Consider the following 14,844-nt stretch of genomic DNA (forward strand, 5'->3'; position numbering starts at 1 on the left):
TCTGCCATTACGCCTCCCCCTGAACGCAGCGGAGCATCAAGGCAGTGAGGCGTCCAGCGCTGTTTCGAAGGCGGATGCCTTGTCCCTTAGAACGTGGTCCAAGCTTCGGAACACATTCCGAAGCTCCTGTCGGTAGGCGGCCTCCGTCTTCAAATCCGCACCGACGATCACCGCGTTCAGAAATGACGCGGCAACATCTGCCGTCTTCGGATCGCTCTGGAGCTTTACATGGCTGCGAATGGCGGTCTCCAGCAGATCCGATTTGAATGCTGCCGACAGCTTCTCACTCGGAATGATGTCTTGCAGCATCGCCCCCAGTACCTTGGTGGCTTCCTTGGAGATGTAGTGGCGATCGAAATGATCGGCACAAAGGGTTGCCTTCGGGATTTCGGAATCATCCACGCGCGCGCACTCCTCAGCCCAATCCGTAGCGACGCCGACCAGGCGGCCGAGAAGGTAGTGAAATGGCGTTGGCCACTCCTGGCAGGCCTCTTCGTCGGGTGCGCCAGACATCTGCTTGAGGATCTTTTCGGCGAAGTGCCCGAAGTAGTGCAGCCACATATGGTCTTGCAGCCCCTGATGAATGCCTTCGTGCACCATGATCTCAAAGAGTGTGATGCCTGAATTGATCGGGCACCGAAACCGCCCCACCTCCTGGTAGGAGCCCAACGGCTCGTTGAGCTTGGCGGCCAAGTGCTTGTCTTCGTCCAATCGGCGTCGTACCGACTCGCCGACGGCAACCTCCACGTCGTTCTTCACCGCAGTGGCTGCATCGGCAAAGAAGAAGCGAAGCAGCCGATTGCTTGGCGGCAGGTAAAGACGGCTTCCGCCATTGAGGTTCTGATTGTTTTTCAGCTCGACGTAGAGCCGGCTTCCCGTGGCGTCCAGCAGCGCGTCGATGTAATGCGCAATGAAGTCCGAGCGTATCGCTTCGTCCGCTTCCAGCAGCTTGAGGCAGAAATGTGGGTGCGCCTGCGCCAAGTGGACGGTCAACTCAGGTGAGGTGACAAGGTTCAACAGGATCTCCCGGGCTTCCAGGCTGACCTTGTCACACTTTGCACACCTGGATTTCAATCCATGCAACAAGCTGCGCCATTGCTTGCGCCAGATTGAAGGGGGCTTCGGCACTTCCCCGCGCAGCAGCGCGGCCAGTTCGTCCTGGGAATTGCCCTGGCTTTCGATCCAGCGCACCAGCCAGGACTGTCGCCGGGTCAGGGAAATGAGTGTCGGCAGCTGGGGCTCGACCAGCAGCACCAACTCGTCGTAGCGTCTGGTGAGGTGCAGGTTTTCGATCAACTCGCGAAAGACGTGCACTCGGCCTCGAGCCAATGTCGGAAAGCGTGTTCGCCAAAAGAAGTAGAGTGCCACCGAAAGCAGCAGCAGATACACCGCGCTGGAACTGTCGAGCCCCCATTTCCAAGGCCCCAGGCTGTAGTACAGCCCAAGTTGCTCCAAGGCCGGGGCGAACACCAGATAGTGGACCAGCAGAAATACCGATCCGCCCACCACCCAGTCCACCCAGGTCGTGCAGAAACGAAGTCGGAGCCGGTTGGTGGGAGAGATGAGTGCCCACACGGCGGCGATGACGCCCAATATGGTGAGCAGGCCTGTGGTGTCAATGGAAGCGGCGGCTGTCATCGGCGCTAGTGCATCCTTGCGTGGGTCGTTGGGATCGCACGCTGGTGCAATTGGTCTGCAGTTCAGCGCATGGCATCAGGGCGAAAAAAACCGATCTTCGTTTCCAAACATCGGGGCAAGCAATCTCTGCATCGGGCGCCTCAGGCCTCAGCCTGAACGGACTTGAACTATTCCTTGCACCGCTCTCCCATGCCCCGCTTCGCAGGGCACGACGGTGTCAGTGAGGATACTCGGGAGAGAGCACCGAATAGTTTTGCGCAATCCAATTGATCACTTTGGAGCGGCCCTGAATGTCGGAGGGCAATTTTTCATGAATCAGCCACTCGCAGACTTGGCGGAAGCGAACCGAGAGATCAGTCTGGTTCTTGCCCTTGAGGGAGTTCAGCAGGGTGAGCACTTCATAGCCTTCCTTACGGCTGAAGCGATCGGCATCTTCCTTCGTCTTCTTCGGATCGTCACCCGGCACAGCAGTCCAGCTGTAGTCGTCGTAATTCAGGTCGCTTTTCTTGATTTCAGGCATTTGGATCTCCTATCCCATGTGGTAATTCTATTTATGAGGGTACTACGACTTCAAGAGTGGTCGCGAAAATCTCAGGAGAGCAAAAATGAATCGAGCCATGGCCTGCCCCGATTGCACACGGGGTGTTTGCTTTCATGGCTGCTGGCCTTGGCACGCTCCGAATTGGGCAAACCAAAAGGGCCGAAGCGCCCGGCTCAGATCAGGCCGCGTTCAGCGAAGGACGCAGTGTCGCTACCGGCGACAATGACATGATCCAGCGTGCGCACCTCCACCAGCCCCAGTGCTTCCTTGAGTCGCTGCGTCAACACTTTGTCTGCCTGTGACGGCTCAGGATTCCCGCTTGGATGGTTGTGCGAGAGAATCACCGCCGCCGCATTGAGCCGCAACGCCTCCTTGACCACTTCACGCGGATACACCGATGCACTGTCGATGGTGCCGTGGAACATCTCTCGGTACTCGATCAGCCGATGGCGCGTATCCAGAAACAGCACCGCAAAGACCTCATGCTCGAAGCCTGCCAGCTTATTGCGCAGGTACTCCTTGACCAGCGCCGGGGAAGTGAACTCAGCTCCACGCTGCATCTTCAGCTCGATGGCCTGGCGTGCCGCTTCAAGGATTTGATCTACCGATGCCGGCAAGTAGCGCCCCTGGGCGTCACGCACCAGCAAAGCGTCATCGAACGAGGAAAAAGACAGTTGCGACATGATCGTGCTCCGGTTGCTCGGGCGGAATTGCCCGGAACCGTGGCCAGCACGGCGCAGCGCAAGCAGTCAGGGATCGAAGACGGCCGACAGACCGCAAGCGTGCGAGCACGCGTAGTCATTGACGGCGAGAACGCCGTGATACGGTGAAGGGAACAGCAAGACCGCCTACACCCCACTCAGCCACACCCGCTCTTGGCAAGTGCGCAGCACGCGCAGGCCCGGATCAACGATCCGCGCCGGAGGCGTCAGGGATCAGCGCCGAATGGCTGTGATTCGGCACGAAGCACGGGGCGCAGCCCACGAGCTCGACGGAGGTACGCCGGGACGAACGACTATGGCTTGTTGTCCTTGAGGGACAACGTTCCGCGAGATTCGAGCAGACGCCGCGTGTTCTCTAGCTCTTTTTGCAGCAACTCGGCATCCGGCAACACCGTCCGGTAATTGGCCGCCATCACCTTGGTCGGCAAACCATCCAACGCATACCGCGCCAGGGCATGGCCCTTGTCAGCGCACAGGATCAGTCCCACCGGCGGGTTCTCGTCCGGGTAAGCCCAATGCTCCTTGGCATAGTTGCAGTACATATGCATCTGCCCCACATCGGCATGCGTCAGGCTGCCCAGCTTCAGGTCGATGATGACCAGGCAGCGCAGCTTGCGATGGAAGAACAGCAGATCGACCCGATACCAGGTCTGGTCGATGCGCAACCGTCGTTGCCGCCCAACGAAGGTGAAGCCTTCCCCAAGTTCCAGCAGGAAGTCTTCCAGCCGCTGGATCAATGCCGCTTCCAGGTCGGATTCCGAATACTCGTCCTTGAGGTCGAGGAACTCCAGCACATACGGGTCTTTGATCGCGTCGTTGGGCGTGACGGCATCCTCGGGTTTGGCCACCGAACCCTTGACCAGCATCGCCGCCTTGTCCTTGGACAGGGCCGTGCGCTCGTAGAACTGGCTGCCGATCTGTCGGTCGAGCTGGCGCACGCTCCAGCCACCGCGCAGCGCCTCGGCCTCGTAGAACTGGCGGGCATGGTCATCCTTGACCGACAGCAGCCGGACATAGGCTGACCACGGCAAGGTGAAGGCCTGGGCCAGTTCGGAGAGGTCGAATTTCCGAGACAACGTCTCGGAATTCTCGATGGGCAGTCCGTCTCCAAATTTCCGAGACAGTGTCTCGGAAATTGCTTCAAGGGGGTAAGCGGCGAAGAAGCGCCGCATGTTCTCCAGGTTGTCCGGGCTGAACCCGCGCCCGAATCGTGCAGTCAGGTCGGCGGACAACCGCGCCATCAACTGCTCGCCGTAACCAGCCCGCCGCCTGCCTTTCTGCTCGGCTTCGACGATCCGGCGGCCAATCTCCCAATAGCTGGCCGTCATCAGCGCATTGACACTGCGCGCCGCTGCCTGGCGCGCCTCATCCAGCAGCTCCACGATGCCGCCGTGGATGTCAGCATAGCCAGCCGGTAAGGCGGCACGTTTCCCCGCTACTGCCGACGTCTTCCTTGTCATGCTGTCACCTCCATAGAACGAGATGCCCCGGTGATCGCCAACCGCCGATTCGCCACCAGTTCGGCCGCATCCCGCACTGGCTTGTCCTCGGTATGAACATAGTGCATGAACATCGCCACGGTCTTGTGACCTGTGAGCTTCATGCCCACCTTGGTTGGCACGCCCGAGTTGGCGATATCGGTGGTCGCCCGGTGGCGGATGCCATGCGTGCCGACGTGCGGCACACCAGCGGCCTTGAGCGCGCGCGTCCAGCCGCCGTAGTGTTCACCGTGGGTCATGTGCCGAGTCGGATCGTTGGGTGACGGCAGAACGTAGGGGCAGCCTTCCCGGCGCGGTGCGGTGGACAGCAGCCGATAGGCTTCCTCGCTCATAGGCTTGGAGATACCGCCGGTCTTGCTGTCGGGCCAGACGACGCGGCGGTTTTCCAGATCAATCCAATCCCACTCCAACGGGCAGATTTCGGAGCGGCGTGCGGCAAACTCGAATTGCAGACGGATCGCCAGCGGGATGACGTAGTTCTCCAGTCCATCCGCCTCCAGATGCTCCAGGTGGCGGAAGATCCGCACCAGTTCATCGTCCACGATGAGCCGGGTTTCCTTGCCGGGCGGATACATCGGGACGTGGCGGCACGGATTCGTGCCGTCAGGGCGTAGCCCCCACACTTCGGCCAGGTTGAACATCTTGCGCAGCACGCCAAAGGTGCGATTCGCCTCGGCCTGCTTGTAGGCCAGCTTCTTCATCAGCGCAGCCACGTCCGGGCGCTTCACGTCCTGCACCTTCATCCGGCCCATGATCGGGATGATGCAGCGGTCAATCACGCCCTGATAGCCGCGCTGCGTGCTGGGCTTGTTGCGTTGCTTGGAGTAGTCCTCCATGAAAGTGTCGCAGAACTCCTTCATGGTCGGAGCCTTGCGAGCGGCGTTCTTGGCCGCGCTGGGGTCGCCGCCTTTGCGCACCTCGGCCAGCCACTCCTGCGCCATCGTGCGCGCCTGATCGACGGTCAGTTCCCCGTACTGGCCCAGGGCGGGCTTGCGGCGCTCGCCAGCGTTCGTGCGGTACTGGAGCATGAACACCTTGCGGCCCGCTGGGGTGATCTTGCACAGGAAGCCAGGCACCACGGTATCCCGTAGTTCGATGGCCTTGGCTTGGGGTTGTGCCGCATCGACTGCTGACTTGGTGAGCTTGATCTTCGCCATGATGACTCCTCGGAAAGCCCGGTTTCCAAGAGCCGCATGGGAGCCACGCGAGGGGAAGCCGGGTCAAGTTTCGGAAAGCACCGGCATATGTTGAACTCGCCTAAGTGATTGATAAACATGCTGTATCGAGCCTTGGCGTAGTCCAGCGAAATGCGATGCTGGAGTCATCGTGAAACAAAAAAAACGGCGCCTCCCGCAAAGGGAGGCGCCGTCCGGCGGTGAGCGGGTGTCAGGCGGTCGCGGCGGTTTCCGCTTCCTCGAAGACCAGCTTGACCTTCTCGTCCTCGTCGAGCTCGATGCTGACCTTGCCGCCATTGACCAGGCGGCCGAACAGCAGTTCGTCGGCCAGCGCGGAGCGGATCGTGTCCTGGATCAGGCGAGCCATCGGGCGGGCGCCCATCAGCGGATCGAAACCCTTTTCGGCCAGCCAGGCCTTCAGTTCGTCGCTGAAGTGCGCTTCGACCTTCTTCTCGTGCAACTGCGCTTCGAGCTGCATCAGGAACTTGTCGACCACGCGCAGGATGACTTCGTTGTCCAGCGCCTTGAAGGAGATCATCGCATCCAGCCGGTTGCGGAACTCCGGCGTGAACAGGCGCTTGATGTCGGCCATCTCGTCGCCCGCTTCGCGCTTGGCCGAGAAGCCGATCACCGCCTTCTGCATCGACTCGGCGCCCGCATTGGTCGTCATGATGATGATGACGTTGCGGAAATCCGCCTGCCGGCCGTTGTTGTCGGTCAGCGTGCCGTGGTCCATGACCTGCAGCAGGATGTTGTAGATGTCCGGATGGGCTTTCTCGATCTCGTCGAGCAGCAGCACGCAATGCGGCTTCTTGGTGATCTGCTCGGTCAGCAGGCCGCCCTGGTCGAAGCCGACATAGCCCGGCGGTGCGCCGATCAGGCGGCTGACCGCATGGCGCTCCATGTACTCGGACATGTCGAAGCGCACCAGTTCGATGCCCAGCGTGTAGGCGAGCTGGCGTGCGACTTCGGTCTTGCCGACGCCGGTGGGGCCGGAGAACAGGAAGGAGCCGATCGGCTTCTGCGGGTTGCCGAGGCCCGAGCGCGACATCTTGATCGCCTTCGCCAGCGCTTCGATCGCGGCGTTCTGGCCGAACACCACGTTCTTCAGGTCGCGGTCGAGCGTCTTCAGTGCGGCCTTGTCGTCGTTGGACACGGTGCGCGGCGGGATGCGGGCGATCTTGGCGACGATCTCCTCGATCTCGTTCTTGCCGATGGTCTTCTTCTGCTTCGACTTCGGCAGGATGCGCTGTGCGGCGCCGGCCTCGTCGATGACGTCGATCGCCTTGTCCGGCAGATGGCGGTCATTGATGTACTTGGCCGACAGTTCGGCGGCGCTCGACAGCGCCGAATTGCTGTACTTGATGCCGTGATGTTCCTCGAAGCGGCTCTTGAGCCCCTTCAGGATCTCGACCGTTTCGGCCACCGAGGGCTCGACGACGTCGATCTTCTGGAAGCGCCGCGACAGGGCGTGATCCTTCTCGAAGATCTGGCGGAATTCGTTGTAGGTGGTCGCGCCGATACACTTCAGCTGGCCCGAGGACAGCGCCGGCTTCAGCAGGTTGGAAGCGTCCAGCGTGCCGCCCGAGGCCGCGCCCGCACCGATCAGGGTATGGATCTCGTCGATGAACAGGATGGCGTTCGGGTTTTCGGTGAGCTGCTTCAGCACGGCCTTCAGGCGCTGCTCGAAGTCGCCGCGGTACTTGGTGCCGGCGAGCAGGGCGCCCATGTCGAGGGCGAACACCTGGGCATTCTCGAGGATTTCCGGCACGCGGCCTTCGATGATGCGGCGTGCCAGGCCTTCGGCGATCGCCGTCTTGCCGACGCCGGCCTCGCCGACCAGCAGCGGGTTGTTCTTGCGCCGCCGGCACAGGGTTTGGATGACGCGCTCGACTTCCTTCTCGCGTCCGATCAGCGGGTCGATCTTGCCCACTAGTGCCTGCTGGTTCAGGTTCTGGGTGTAGCTTTCGAGCGCGCCGCCTGCCGATTTCTCGTCCTGTTCCTGGTCGGCATTCTGGTCCGATTCGCTGCGATTCTGCGCGCCGTTGCCCTGCGGCGGGCTCTTGGCGATGCCGTGCGAGATGAAGTTGACGACGTCCAGGCGCGAGATGTTCTGGCGCTGCAGGTAATAGACGGCGTGCGAGTCCTTCTCGCCGAAGATCGCCACCAGCACGTTCGCGCCGGTGACTTCCTTCTTGCCCGACGACTGCACGTGCAGGATGGCGCGCTGGATGACACGCTGGAAGCCGAGTGTCGGCTGGGTGTCGATCTCGTCGCTGCCTTCGATGCGCGGCGTGTGCTCATTGACGAAATTGCCCAGCTCCTGGCGCAACTCGTCGATGTTGGCCGAACACGCGCGCAGCACTTCGGCCGCCGACGGGTTGTCCAGCAGGGCGAGCAGCAGGTGCTCGACGGTGATGAATTCGTGACGCTTCTGACGTGCCTCCACGAAGGCCATGTGCAGGCTCACTTCAAGCTCTTGCGCGATCATTCAATTTTCCTCCATCACGCATGCCAGCGGATGTTGATGCTGACGAGCAAACGAGGCGACCTGCTCGACCTTGGTCGATGCGATGTCCCGGGGAAAGACGCCGCACACCCCCATGCCCTCTCTGTGAACTTGGAGCATGACTCGCGTGGCACGTTCGCGATCCATGCCGAAATATTTCTGCAGAACGACGATCACAAAATCCATTGGCGTGTAGTCGTCGTTGAGCAGAAGCACCTTGTACATCGGTGGGGGACGGGTGCGCGTCCGCTTCGCCTCGAGGACGAATTCATCTTGTTTCCGGGTACCCATGAAAACCATTCTAATGAAGTCATTGCGGAGTGCAACACAGGAGAAACACGATGAGCGAACTTTCTGACACCTCTCGTGGCCGGCGCGAATCCTGCCGTGCCTTTGCCGGTGCTTCGCGCAGGGATGAAGTGTCGATCGTGCGCTGCGAAAAAGCCCTGGAGCCCTTGCCGCTCAAGATAGCTGGGTCGTTTTCCGTGAATTTCAAGGGGTTTGGCTGTTGCGCTGCCGCAAAAAAATGCCGTGACCAGACCGTTGACGCTCTTCGGGCAACTGCGTAAAAACGAGGCCGTGCGCAGTCTTGGCTTGATACGACGCCTTCCCCGGAGTCGCTTTGGGGTGCTTTCCGTCGAGGCTTCTTCAAGTTGCTGGCGGCGCCGCAATACCCGGCCGGGGACGGCCGTATCAAGCAACCTTGAAGGAACGAAGCAATATGGCAACTGGTACCGTGAAGTGGTTCAACGATTCCAAGGGTTTCGGTTTCATCACGCCCGATGATGGCAGCGAGGATCTGTTCGCGCACTTCTCCGCCATCAACATGAGCGGTTTCAAGAGCCTGAAGGAAGGCGAAAAGGTTTCCTTCGAGGTTACGCAGGGACCCAAGGGCAAGCAGGCGTCCAACATCCAGCGCGCCTGAAGCCGGAGACTCCGGAGTCGTATCCGGCAGACATCATTTCCGCTTCGTCGTTCGTTCGATCTGAAGCAGCGCCGGATGCAAAAAGCAGAAGGGCCATCGAGTGATCGATGGCCCTTCTGCCTTGATTCGCTTGCTCCGCCAGCCTGTGCCCTTGGTGCTTCCGGGGCGCCTGCCGTGCCGGCTTCGGCGAGCTTACTTCAGCTTGATTTCCTTGTACGGCACGTGCTTGCGAGCAACGGGATCGTACTTGTTGAATTCGAGCTTTTCCGGGGTGGTGCGCTTGTTCTTCGACGTGGTGTAGAAGTGCCCCGTACCGGCGGTGGATTCGAGCTTGATCTTTTCGCGGATGCCCTTGGCCATGGCGTTCTCCGTTTAGTGTTGTTGCTTACAGCTTCTCGCCGCGGGCGCGAAGCTCGGCAACGACGACGTCGATGCCCTTCTTGTCGATGGTGCGCAGGCCGGCATTGGAAACGCGCAGGCGGATCCAGCGGTTTTCGCTCTCGCTCCAGAACCGGCGGTTTTGCAGGTTGGGCAGGAAGCGGCGCTTGGTTTTGTTGTTGGCGTGGGAAACGTTATTTCCCACCATCGGTGCTTTACCGGTCACTTGGCAGACGCGAGCCATACGATGCTCCAGGGAATTCTGATTGCGGAAAACGCACGAGGATACTGCATCCTGGATCAGGAAGGCAAGTGCCGGGTGCGGGGAATTGCTTTCGTGGGGCCGGCATTGGAACCGATTTTCCATCTCAAAGCAAGCCGCGTTCGGCAAACGAGACCGGCTTGCCGTGCGCGGGGACGACGAAGTGGTCGAGAACGCGGACGTCGATCAGGGCAAGCGCATCCTTGAGCGTGCGGGTCAGCACTTCGTCGGCCGTGCTCGGTTCGGCGGCGCCGGACGGATGGTTGTGGGCGAGGATCACCGAGGCGGCGTTGCGCGACAGCACGAGCTTGACGACTTCGCGCGGGTAGACGCTGGTCTGCGTCAAGGTGCCGCGGAACAGGTCCACCGCCTCGATCAGGCGGTGGCGGGCGTCGAGCAGCATGATGCAGAAGGTTTCGTGCGGCAGATGGCCGAGCCGCAGGCCCAGCCAGTCGCGCACGGCCTGGGGCGAATCGAACAGCGCGCGCTCGGACAGCGTTTCGCCCAGCGCGCGCCGCGCCAGTTCCATGACGGCCTGCAGTTGGGCATACTTCGCCAGCCCCATACCGGGCAGCGCGGCGAAGTCGCTTGCGCTGGCCGAACACAGCCGGGTCAGGGAGCCGAAATGGCCGATCAACTGCCGTGCGAGATCGACCGCGGTATGGCCCCGGATGCCGACGCGCAGGAACAGGGCGAGCAGTTCGGCGTCGGACAGGGCGCCCGCGCCGCGGGCGAGGAGCTTTTCGCGGGGGCGTTCGTCGGCGGGCCAGTCGGTGATTGCCATGGACGCGGGTTCCTTCAGGCTGGCGGGGAAGGCTGATTGCCGAAGATGCGGGCTCTCCGGCAGGCTGCTTCCGCCCGGGGTTGTCGTCGAGTGCAGCGCGGTGCTGCGGAATTATAAGCTGATGTCATGAATACACTACAGGGCAGGAAGATCGTCGTCGGTGTGACGGGCGGCGTGGCGGCCTACAAGGCGGCCGAACTGGTGCGGCTGCTGGGCAAGGCAGGAGCGGACGTACGTCGTGCTGACCGAGGCGGGTGCGCGCTTCGTGACCGCGGTCACTTTCCAGGCGCTGTCGGGCAACCCGGTCTGGAGCGACCTGTGGGATGCGCGCATGCCGAACAACATGGCGCACATCGATCTGGGCCGCGACGTCGATGCGATCCTGGTGGCGCCGGCGACGGCCGACTTCATCGCCCGGCTCGCCCAGGGACGAGCGAACGATCTGCTGACCACGCTGTGCCTGGCGCGGGACGTGCCGCTGATCGTCGCGCCGGCGATGAACCGGCAGATGTGGAAGCGCCGGCCACCCAGCGCAACGTGGCGCTGGTGCGTGGCGACGGCGTCACGCTGTTCGGTCCGGCGGCGGGCGAGCAGGCCTGCGGCGAGGTCGGCATGGGGCGGATGCTCGAAGCCGAGGAACTGCTCGAACACCTGGAAGCGTATTTCGTCACCAAGCGCTTGGCCGGCCGCAAGGTCGTGCTGACCGCCGGGCCCACTTTCGAGGCGATCGATCCGGTGCGCGGCATCACCAACATCAGCTCGGGCAAGATGGGCTACGCGCTGGCGCGCGCCTGCGCCCAGGCGGGCGCCGAGGTCGTGCTGGTGAGCGGGCCGGTCGCGCTGCCGGTGCCGGCCGGCGTCCGGCGGATCGGCGTGGCGGGCGCGCGCGACATGCGCGAGGCTGTGCTTGCCGCGCTGCCGGGGGCGGACGTGTTCATCGGCGTCGCCGCGGTGGCCGACTACCGGCCGCTGGAAGTCGCCGAGCACAAGATGAAAAAAAGGATGGCATCCTGACGCTGGAACTGACCCAGAACCCGGACATCCTGGCCGAAGTCGCGGCCTTGCCGGATGCGCCTTTCTGCGTCGGTTTCGCTGCCGAGAGCCGGGATCTCGACGCCTACGCCGAAGGCAAGCGGCAGAAGAAGCGCCTGCCGATGCTGGTGGGCAACCTGGTGCAGGACGGCATGGGTTCGGACGACAACGTGGTCGTGCTGTACGACGATGCCGGCCGCCATCCGCTGCCGCGGGCGCCGAAAGCCGAGCTCGCCCGCGGCATCGTCGAGCACCTGGCCGGCCTGCTGGAAGCGGCGGGGCGCTGAGGCCTGCTGAACACCGGACGTGCGCTGCGGCGCCGGCCAAGGAGAAAAAAATGCATCGCATCGACGTGAAACTGCTCGACGAACGGCTCAAGGCGCATCCGCCGGCCTACGCCACCAGCGGGGCTGCCGGCCTCGACCTGCGGGCCTGCCTGCCGGCGCCGATCACCCTGCATCCGGGGGAAACCACGCTGGTGCCCAGCGGGCTGGCGATCCATCTGGCCGATCCGGGCCTGGCGGCGATGGTGCTGCCGCGTTCCGGGCTGGGCCACAAGCACGGCATCGTGCTGGGCAACCTGGTCGGCCTGATCGATTCGGACTACCAGGGCCAGATCTTCGTCTCGGTGTGGAACCGCGGGCGCGCCAGCTTCACCATCCAGCCGATGGAGCGCATCGCGCAGCTGGTGGTGGTGCCGGTGCTGCAGGCCGGCTTCAATGTCGTCGACGACTTCGACGCCAGCGAGCGCGGCGCCGGCGGTTTCGGCAGCACCGGCAAGCACTGATGCAGCATCCGGGCATTCCGACCGGCGTGCACGTCGTCTGCGAGCGCGAAGGCCGGGTGCTGTTGCTGCGCCGTGCCGGCAGGGGCTTCTTCGACGGGCGCTACAGCCTGCCCGGCGGACACGTCGAGGCGGGCGAATCGGTCCTTGCCGCGGCAATGCGCGAACTGCGCGAGGAAACCGGTCTGTCGGTGCTCGAGCGCGATCTGGAATGGCTGGGGGTGGTGCATCGCCTGTCGGACACCAATCGCATCGACTTCTTCGTGCGTGCGGCCCGCTGGAGCGGCGAGCCGGAGAACCTCGAGCCCGCCAAGTGCGACGACATGGCGTGGTGCGCGCGCGAACAGTTGCCGCAGCCGATGGTTGCTTATGTCGAGGCGGCGCTGCAGCAGACACATGCGCCGTGGATGCTGGAACTCGGCTGGTCCTGATGCGGGACAGGGCGCATTCAGCGCTGCGGCGGATTCTGATATTTTCCCTCGTGCCGGGTTTGATTCTCTTGCCGCGGAGCGCCATGGGGGAACGATGAGAATGTGGAAGAAGACCGTGTCGACGGCAGGCTTTGCCTGCTGTCTATCTTTTGCTGCAACTGCCGCGGATTTGCCCGAAGTCGATCTGGAGCGGGCCGCGCAGATCAGCGCCGGGCGCTGTTCGCTGTGCCATGGGGCGGACGGGGAGAGCGCGTCGGCCCTGTATCCGCGGCTGGCGGGCCAGCATCACCAGTACATCGCCAGGCAACTGGCGGACTTCCAGTCCGGCCGGCGCAAGAGCGACACCATGGCCAGCATGGCGGAGGGCCTCACGCCCGAAGAAATGCTGGCGCTGGGCGTGTTCTTCGAAAGCAAGCCGACCAAGCCACGCCAGGCACGCGACGCCGAACTCGCCGGCGTGGGGCGCTTCGTGTTTCATCGTGGCAACGAGGAATCGGGCGTGCCCGCCTGCGCTTCCTGTCATGGCGAGCGGGGGCTCGGCACCGACCAGTTGCCCAGGCTCGCCGGACAGGTGCCCAAGTACATCGAGAGCCAGTTGAAATCCTTCGGCCAGCGCGAGCGCACCAACGACAACGCAGTCATGCATTCGATCGCGTCGAAGCTGACCGAGCTGGAGATCAAGGCCGTATCGCTCTACGTCAGCACGCTGGACTGATTCCCGAGTTGCTCGGCCTTGCCGTGCCGCAGCACCGTCTGCCGTCTCGGTGCCGCGCTCCGGCCTCGAATGCAAACCGGCAGGAGCAAGCAGGGACGAAAAAACGGGAGCGGGCCGATGGCCGCGCTCCCGTTCTCGTGCTCGAAGCGGAGATGATGCCTCAGGCCAGCATGTCGGCCCAGATGTTCCTTGCCCAGGCCAGTGCCGCCTTGCCTTCGATCTCGTTGGCGGCTGCCGATACGCCGCCTGCGCCCTGCACCGGCATCGGCTGCTTCTTCTCGGCGTCGTACTGGTGCACCGAGGCGACGTGGATGACGTTGCGGTCGTCGACGAAGCTGTAGCAGGTGTTCATCACCACCGGCGTCGGGTTGGGGGCGATGCCTTCGAACAGGTTCAGGATCGCCGCTGCCGCGACCTTGGCGTGCTGGTTGGCCATGTGGCCGGACTTCGGCATCGTCGGCGCCGGGAACAGCGCGTCGCCCAGCACATGTATGCCCGGCACGCCCTTGGCTTCCATCGTCAGCCAGTCGATGTCGACCCAGCGCTCGTTGATCAGCGGCAGGCCGGCCTTCAGCGCGATGTCGCCGGCCCGCATCGGCGGGATCACGTTCAGCACGTCGGCCTTGACGCTGTCGAATTCCAGTTCGGCGGTGAGGCTCGCTGCATCGACGCTCTGCAGCGAGCTGTTGGGCACGTATTCGATCAGGCCCCCGTAGCTTTCGAAAGCCTTGGTGAACAGTGCCTTCTTCGACTGGATCTCTTCGTTGGCATCGAGCACCAGCACCTTGGATTTCGGCTTGGCCGTGCGCAGGTAGTTGGCGACGACGCAGGCGCGCTCGTAGGGGCCTGGCGGGCAGCGATAGGGCGCCTTGGGGATGTGCAGCGCGAACACGCCGCCATCGGCCATGTCCTGCAACTGCTTGCGCAGCAGCACGGTCTGGGGGCCGGCCTTCCAGGCGTGCGGGATGCGCTCCTGGTTGCCGTCCAGGCCGCCGACGGCACCGGGGATGAAATCGATGCCGGGCGACAGCACCAGGCGGTCGTAGCCCAGCGAGCCGTTCCGCGCCGTGGCGACCGTGCGCTTGTCGGTGTCGATGGCGGTGACTTCGTCGGTGACGATACGAACGCCCCATTTCGACTTCAGGTTGTCGTAGCCGACGGTGATGTCTTCCATCTGCTTGACGCCGCCGATCACGAGGTTCGAGATTGGGCACGAGATGAAAACGGGGTTGCGCTCGATCAGCGTCACGTCGACCGTGCCATTGCTCCACATGCGCAGGTACTTGGCCGCGGTCGCGCCGCCGTAGCCGCCGCCGACGATGACGACGTGGCCCCGGCTCTTGCCGCCCGCCGTGGCACAGGCGGACAGTCCGGCGAGCGTGGTGCTGCCTGCTGCGGCGATGCCGGCGGTCTTGAGAAAATCGCGTCTGGTGAACATCGTCCTGTCTC

At 63.0% G+C, this 14,844-nt stretch carries 16 protein-coding genes and 1 pseudogene; 6 read left to right on the forward strand and 11 right to left on the reverse strand.

The features are described 5' to 3' along the window. Window positions 1–36: 36 nt before the first annotated feature. From AAFL97_RS05045 to clpS, 7 genes are all read right to left on the reverse strand, one after another. The gene (locus AAFL97_RS05045) at window positions 37–1,638 is read right to left on the reverse strand and encodes a hypothetical protein (RefSeq protein ID WP_341643986.1); all 1,602 of its coding nucleotides are present in this window, start codon (window positions 1,636–1,638) and stop codon (window positions 37–39) included. Between the two features lie 217 nt (window positions 1,639–1,855). Next, window positions 1,856–2,158, reverse strand: coding sequence for a hypothetical protein (locus AAFL97_RS05050; protein WP_341643987.1), 303 nt, complete (start codon window positions 2,156–2,158; stop codon window positions 1,856–1,858). A gap of 194 nt (window positions 2,159–2,352) precedes the next feature. Continuing rightward, a complete protein-coding gene (gene radC / locus AAFL97_RS05055; RefSeq protein ID WP_341643988.1) occupies window positions 2,353–2,862 on the reverse strand; it encodes a RadC family protein in 510 nt (169 codons plus the stop codon). 332 nt (window positions 2,863–3,194) lie between these two features. Beyond that, window positions 3,195–4,361 carry a PDDEXK nuclease domain-containing protein gene (locus AAFL97_RS05060; RefSeq protein ID WP_341643989.1) on the reverse strand — a complete coding sequence of 389 codons (1,167 nt, stop codon included), beginning with the start codon at window positions 4,359–4,361 and terminating at the stop codon, window positions 3,195–3,197. Beyond that, on the reverse strand, window positions 4,358–5,557 hold the full coding sequence (locus AAFL97_RS05065) for a tyrosine-type recombinase/integrase (protein WP_341643990.1): 1,200 nt from the start codon (window positions 5,555–5,557) through the stop codon (window positions 4,358–4,360). The genes AAFL97_RS05060 and AAFL97_RS05065 overlap by 4 nt, the downstream gene beginning before the upstream one ends. Before the next feature lie 229 nt (window positions 5,558–5,786). Continuing rightward, a complete protein-coding gene (gene clpA, locus AAFL97_RS05070; protein ID WP_341643991.1) occupies window positions 5,787–8,066 on the reverse strand; it encodes an ATP-dependent Clp protease ATP-binding subunit ClpA in 2,280 nt (759 codons plus the stop codon). Next, on the reverse strand, window positions 8,067–8,375 hold the full coding sequence (gene clpS / locus AAFL97_RS05075) for an ATP-dependent Clp protease adapter ClpS (RefSeq protein WP_068636212.1): 309 nt from the start codon (window positions 8,373–8,375) through the stop codon (window positions 8,067–8,069). 50 nt (window positions 8,376–8,425) lie between these two features. Between clpS and AAFL97_RS05080 the strand changes: the two genes are divergently transcribed. Together AAFL97_RS05080 and AAFL97_RS05085 are read left to right on the forward strand one after the other, a co-directional pair. Then, entirely contained in the window at window positions 8,426–8,653 is a 228-nt protein-coding gene (locus AAFL97_RS05080; RefSeq protein WP_341643992.1) for a hypothetical protein, read from the forward strand. A 152-nt stretch (window positions 8,654–8,805) separates the two neighbouring features. After that, complete coding sequence (locus AAFL97_RS05085; protein ID WP_002924494.1) at window positions 8,806–9,009, forward strand: cold-shock protein; 204 nt, start codon at window positions 8,806–8,808, stop codon at window positions 9,007–9,009. A 192-nt stretch (window positions 9,010–9,201) separates the two neighbouring features. Here the strand turns inward: AAFL97_RS05085 and rpmG are convergent, their stop codons facing one another. From rpmG to radC (AAFL97_RS05100), 3 genes are all read right to left on the reverse strand, one after another. Continuing rightward, complete coding sequence (gene rpmG, locus AAFL97_RS05090) at window positions 9,202–9,369, reverse strand: 50S ribosomal protein L33 (protein WP_068636144.1); 168 nt, start codon at window positions 9,367–9,369, stop codon at window positions 9,202–9,204. Window positions 9,370–9,394: 25 nt separating this feature from the next. After that, on the reverse strand, window positions 9,395–9,631 hold the full coding sequence (gene rpmB / locus AAFL97_RS05095; RefSeq protein WP_153166427.1) for a 50S ribosomal protein L28: 237 nt from the start codon (window positions 9,629–9,631) through the stop codon (window positions 9,395–9,397). Window positions 9,632–9,755: 124 nt separating this feature from the next. Then, window positions 9,756–10,433 (reverse strand): RadC family protein, encoded by a 678-nt coding sequence (gene radC, locus AAFL97_RS05100; protein ID WP_341643993.1) that lies wholly within the window; start codon window positions 10,431–10,433, stop codon window positions 9,756–9,758. A 126-nt stretch (window positions 10,434–10,559) separates the two neighbouring features. Between radC (AAFL97_RS05100) and coaBC the strand changes: the two are divergent. The 4 genes and pseudogenes from coaBC (at window position 10,560) to AAFL97_RS05120 (ending at window position 13,395) form a co-directional block, all read left to right on the forward strand. Beyond that, window positions 10,560–11,752: pseudogene (gene coaBC / locus AAFL97_RS05105) on the forward strand (bifunctional phosphopantothenoylcysteine decarboxylase/phosphopantothenate--cysteine ligase CoaBC). Between the two features lie 50 nt (window positions 11,753–11,802). Further along, complete coding sequence (gene dut, locus AAFL97_RS05110; protein WP_341643994.1) at window positions 11,803–12,252, forward strand: dUTP diphosphatase; 450 nt, start codon at window positions 11,803–11,805, stop codon at window positions 12,250–12,252. Then, a complete protein-coding gene (locus AAFL97_RS05115) occupies window positions 12,252–12,680 on the forward strand; it encodes an NUDIX domain-containing protein (RefSeq protein ID WP_341643995.1) in 429 nt (142 codons plus the stop codon). Before dut ends, AAFL97_RS05115 begins: the two co-directional genes overlap by 1 nt. A 100-nt stretch (window positions 12,681–12,780) precedes the next feature. Further along, window positions 12,781–13,395, forward strand: a complete 615-nt coding sequence (locus AAFL97_RS05120) for a c-type cytochrome (protein WP_341643996.1) — start codon at window positions 12,781–12,783, stop codon at window positions 13,393–13,395. A 160-nt stretch (window positions 13,396–13,555) separates the two neighbouring features. Here the strand turns inward: AAFL97_RS05120 and AAFL97_RS05125 are convergent, their stop codons facing one another. Beyond that, complete coding sequence (locus AAFL97_RS05125) at window positions 13,556–14,833, reverse strand: FCSD flavin-binding domain-containing protein (protein ID WP_341643997.1); 1,278 nt, start codon at window positions 14,831–14,833, stop codon at window positions 13,556–13,558. Window positions 14,834–14,844 lie beyond the last annotated feature (11 nt).

This window comes from Thauera sp. SDU_THAU2 (assembly GCF_038260575.1).
GTDB lineage: Bacteria > Pseudomonadota > Gammaproteobacteria > Burkholderiales > Rhodocyclaceae > Thauera.

Coding starts and splice junctions, on each gene's coding strand:
- rpmB (WP_153166427.1), bottom strand. CDS start 9,631: ATGGCTCGCGTCTGCCAAGTGACCGGTAAAGCACCGATGGTGGGAAAT.
- AAFL97_RS05065 (WP_341643990.1), bottom strand. CDS start 5,557: ATGGCGAAGATCAAGCTCACCAAGTCAGCAGTCGATGCGGCACAACCC.
- dut (WP_341643994.1), top strand. CDS start 11,803: ATGCATCGCATCGACGTGAAACTGCTCGACGAACGGCTCAAGGCGCAT.
- AAFL97_RS05080 (WP_341643992.1), top strand. CDS start 8,426: ATGAGCGAACTTTCTGACACCTCTCGTGGCCGGCGCGAATCCTGCCGT.
- rpmG (WP_068636144.1), bottom strand. CDS start 9,369: ATGGCCAAGGGCATCCGCGAAAAGATCAAGCTCGAATCCACCGCCGGT.
- AAFL97_RS05060 (WP_341643989.1), bottom strand. CDS start 4,361: ATGACAAGGAAGACGTCGGCAGTAGCGGGGAAACGTGCCGCCTTACCG.
- AAFL97_RS05050 (WP_341643987.1), bottom strand. CDS start 2,158: ATGCCTGAAATCAAGAAAAGCGACCTGAATTACGACGACTACAGCTGG.
- AAFL97_RS05045 (WP_341643986.1), bottom strand. CDS start 1,638: ATGACAGCCGCCGCTTCCATTGACACCACAGGCCTGCTCACCATATTG.
- clpA (WP_341643991.1), bottom strand. CDS start 8,066: ATGATCGCGCAAGAGCTTGAAGTGAGCCTGCACATGGCCTTCGTGGAG.
- radC (WP_341643988.1), bottom strand. CDS start 2,862: ATGTCGCAACTGTCTTTTTCCTCGTTCGATGACGCTTTGCTGGTGCGT.
- AAFL97_RS05085 (WP_002924494.1), top strand. CDS start 8,806: ATGGCAACTGGTACCGTGAAGTGGTTCAACGATTCCAAGGGTTTCGGT.
- AAFL97_RS05115 (WP_341643995.1), top strand. CDS start 12,252: ATGCAGCATCCGGGCATTCCGACCGGCGTGCACGTCGTCTGCGAGCGC.
- radC (WP_341643993.1), bottom strand. CDS start 10,433: ATGGCAATCACCGACTGGCCCGCCGACGAACGCCCCCGCGAAAAGCTC.
- AAFL97_RS05125 (WP_341643997.1), bottom strand. CDS start 14,833: ATGTTCACCAGACGCGATTTTCTCAAGACCGCCGGCATCGCCGCAGCA.
- AAFL97_RS05120 (WP_341643996.1), top strand. CDS start 12,781: ATGTGGAAGAAGACCGTGTCGACGGCAGGCTTTGCCTGCTGTCTATCT.
- clpS (WP_068636212.1), bottom strand. CDS start 8,375: ATGGGTACCCGGAAACAAGATGAATTCGTCCTCGAGGCGAAGCGGACG.